Below are 3,476 nucleotides of genomic sequence, written 5' to 3'. Positions count from 1 at the left end.
CCGCCTGCTCGAGGATCGTCGGTGCGTTCCGGGAGCCGAGGAAGAGGAACTCGGTGCGGAACAGGCCGACACCTTCCGCGCCCAGTTCGACGGCCCTGGCGGCGCCGTCGGCGGAACCGAGGTTCGCGAGGAGCGGGATCGGGGTACCGTCCCGGAGTCGGCCGGGGCCGGTCGGGGCCTGGGCGCGCAGGGCGCGGGCACGGATGCGGGCTTCGGCCGTTTCGACTTCGGCCTCCGTCGGGGAGACGGTCACGGTGCCGGCTGCGGCGTCCACGATCACGAGGGTGCCGTCGGCGAGGTCGGTTGCCCCTGTGGCGCCGACGATCGCGACAATCGCCTTGTCGCGGGCGAGGATCGCGGTGTGGGAGGTCGGGCCGCCGTCACTCGTGACGAGACCGAGCACGCGGGTGAGGTCGAGCAGCGCGGTGTCGGCGGGGGCGAGGTCATGGGCGACGAGGATGAACGGTTCTTCCTGCTCCGGCACGCCGGGGGCTGCCCGGCCGCCGAGCTGGGCGATGACCCGCTGGGACACGTCGTCGAGGTCTGCCGCACGCTCGGCGAGGTACCCGCCGAGTTCGGTGAGCTGGTCGCGGAAAGTGGAGAAGGCCTCGAACACGGCGCGTTCCGCGGTCTTGCCGGTCGCGAGCCGTTCGGTGAGGTCGTCGACGAGGGTGGGGTCCTCTGCCATCATGGCCTGGGCTTCGAGGACTTCCTGGGCCGCTCCGCCTGCGCGTTCGGCGCGGCCTTCGAGGTCGACGGCGACAAAACGCTGCGCGGCCGCGGCTCGGGCGCCTTCGTCCTCCGGGGTGAGTGCGCTGGGGGTGTCGGTCGGTTCCGGGAGCGGTTCGGGCATCCGCAGCACCCGGCCGATGGCCACGCCCTGGCCGATGCCGGTTCCGGTCAGGTCTGTGCCGGACGTGGCGGATGCCGTCGCGAGGCTCATACCGCGACCCGCGTTTCGGAGGTCGCCGCGTCCGCGGCAGGCAGGTCGTGGTCGGCGGCGAGCAGGGATACGAGGGTGTCGAGGGTGGCACTGGCCCCGTCGTCGACGGTCGCGATGGTGACCTCGTCGCCGCTGCCGAGGCCGAGGGAGATCACGGCGAGGATGCTGGCGGCGTTGACCGCCTTGCCGCCGGCCTTTTCGATGGTGACCTTGACGCCGGAGTCGGCTGCCGCCTTGGTGAAGAGTTTCGCGGGGCGGGCGTGCAGGCCGTTCGCCGAGCCGATTCGAACTGTGCGTTCAATCATCGGTGGGGTTCCTTCCGGTGGAGAGTGGAGTGCTGTACTGGGTCATGCCACGGCTGCGAGCGCCGCGTCGAGTGCTTCGGCTCCGTCGCGGGCCGCGAAGATCGTGTCGGCCAGGAGAGCGCAGCCCACGCCGTGTTCGGCCGCCTGCGCCCGGATCTCGGGGAATCGTGCGGCCAGGTGCGGGCCGACGAGCAGGGCGTCGATGCCGTCGAGGGCATCGGGGAGTTCTGTTTCGCTGGCCGCGGCGACCGTGGCGACCAGGCCACGCTCGGAAATGGTCCGGCGCATCCGCAGCGCGACGAAGGTGCTGGACGCGCCCGCACCACAGATCACAAGAATCCTCATTGACTCAGCCTTTCGGTGTTTCGACTCTTTCAGTTTCGTCCGATGGCCTGGCCCCGGCCAGTAGAGCTGTTTCCGCACCCCCGGAAACACGGCGCGGGAATACCGGAGGGGTGCAGCATGATTGACTAGCTACGACAATGTGGAGTTTTGTGCGATGAGCGACAAACAAACGCGGATGCTGGAGTATCTGTCGCAGACGCCGGTCTGGGTGACCGCCGGCGAACTCGCCGACCACCTCGGGGTGACCCCTCGGACCGTGCGCAGTTACGTGACGAACGTGAAGGCGGCGGCGCATCCGCTCGACGTGATCGAATCGGGGACGGCCGGGTACCGGTTGGATCTCGAGGCGTACGCCGTGTTCCGGTCGAGCCGCAAGCCGGTCGAGCCGGACACCAGGCAGAACCGGCTCTATGCCCTCGTCAGGCGGCTCACCGAGTCGGACAGCGGCCTCGACGTGTACAGCCTCGCGGCGGAGCTCTTCGTGAGTGATTCGACGATCGAGGCCGATCTCGCCCGGGTGCGGTCGCTGCTGCCGGAGACCGGGCTCACGCTCGGGAGGCGCGGCAGCGTCGTGACCCTGGCCGGATCGGAGACGGACCGGCGCCGGCTGCTCAGCCGGATGTTCCGCGAGGAGACCGACCGCGGGATGCTCAACCTCGAGACCATCCAGCGCGAGTTCGCGTCGAAGAGCCTCAGCGCGTTCAAGACCGACCTGATCGCCATGCTCGACGCCCAGGGCTATTTCGTGAACGAGTACGGCACCAACGACGTGCTCCTGCACGTGGCGATCGCCGTCGACCGCGTCACCAAGCGCGCCGCGCCGCTCCCCGCCGAGCCGGAGGCCACTCCCCCTGACGAGATGACCAGGGCCCTCGCCGTGCTCATCAAGCGGCACTTCGACGTCGAGCTCGCGCTCGGGGACCTCGACTACATCGGACTCCTCCTCACCACCCGGGTGATCACGCCGGGTCACGACCAGCCGGCGAAGAAGCTCATCGAGAACTTCGTGCGCCCGGAGGACCTCGACGCGGTCAGGCAGATCGTGACGCAGGCGAGCGAGGAATTCCTCGTCGACCTCACCGAGGAGACGTTCATCGTGCGGCTCACCCTGCACGTGCGGAACCTGATCAACCGCGCCCAGGACCGGTCATTCGCACACAATCCGCTCACCCGGTCCATCAAGACGGGCTACCCGATGATCTACGAGCTCGCGGTGTACATCGCGAGCCAGTTGCAGCGCCAGGAGCGGATCGTGATCAACGACGACGAGATCGCGTACATCGCGATGCACGTCGGCGCGCACCTGCAGCAGCAGTCCCGCCGGGTCGACCTCGTCAGCTGCGCTATCGTCTGCCCGAACTATTACGACATGCACGTCCTGCTGCGGGAACGCATCGAACGTGTCCTCGGCGATGAGCTCGAGGTCGTCTCCGTCGTCACGAGGAGCGACGTGGACTGGAGCGGGCTCGAGGCCGACCTCGTGCTCACGACGATCGATCCGGGCAGCCTCGGCGACGGGATCATCGTCATCCAGCCGTTCCTGACCGAAGCCGACATCGAGCGGGTCCGGAAGGCCGCGAGCCGGGTGCGCCGGCTGCGCAGGCGCGCACATCTCAAGGACGACCTGCTGCAGTTCTTCGACGCCTCGCTGTTCTCGCACAACTTCTACGCGAACGACGAAAACGCCATGATCCGCGCGCTCGGCGACCGGATGGCCGCTCAGGGCATCATCGAGCCCGAGTACATCGTCGGCGCGATCGAGCGCGAACTGATGAGTTCGACGGCGTTCACCGACAACCTGGCCGTGCCGCACTCGATGTCGATGACCGCGAACCGCACGTCGATCGCGATCGTGATCAACGACACCCCGATGGACTGGGGCG

The 3,476-nt window shown here is 68.4% G+C and carries 4 protein-coding genes; 1 reads left to right on the top strand and 3 read right to left on the bottom strand.

Annotated elements, in window-relative coordinates; genetic code table 11:
* The 3 genes from QN345_RS16955 to QN345_RS16945 form a co-directional block, all read right to left on the bottom strand.
* Positions 1-943: PEP-utilizing enzyme (locus QN345_RS16955; protein ID WP_323508930.1), on the bottom strand; the 943-nt coding region annotated here is incomplete at its 3' end.
* Complete coding sequence (locus QN345_RS16950) at positions 940-1,248, bottom strand: HPr family phosphocarrier protein (RefSeq protein WP_322188435.1); 309 nt, start codon at positions 1,246-1,248, stop codon at positions 940-942. The genes QN345_RS16950 and QN345_RS16955, both read right to left, overlap by 4 nt.
* 42 nt (positions 1,249-1,290) lie before the next feature.
* A complete protein-coding gene (locus tag QN345_RS16945) occupies positions 1,291-1,593 on the bottom strand; it encodes a PTS sugar transporter subunit IIB (RefSeq protein ID WP_134449904.1) in 303 nt (100 codons plus the stop codon).
* A gap of 154 nt (positions 1,594-1,747) precedes the next feature.
* Between QN345_RS16945 and QN345_RS16940 the strand changes: the two genes are divergently transcribed.
* Positions 1,748-3,476 (top strand): BglG family transcription antiterminator (locus QN345_RS16940; RefSeq protein ID WP_323508929.1); only part of this gene is annotated, 1,729 nt, incomplete at its 3' end.

The organism is Cryobacterium sp. 10I1, from assembly GCF_035019805.1.
In the GTDB taxonomy this organism is placed as follows: domain Bacteria; phylum Actinomycetota; class Actinomycetes; order Actinomycetales; family Microbacteriaceae; genus Cryobacterium; species Cryobacterium glucosi.
Note: the sequence above shows the minus strand (reverse complement) of the source record. Positions and strands in the feature narration are given on the sequence as shown.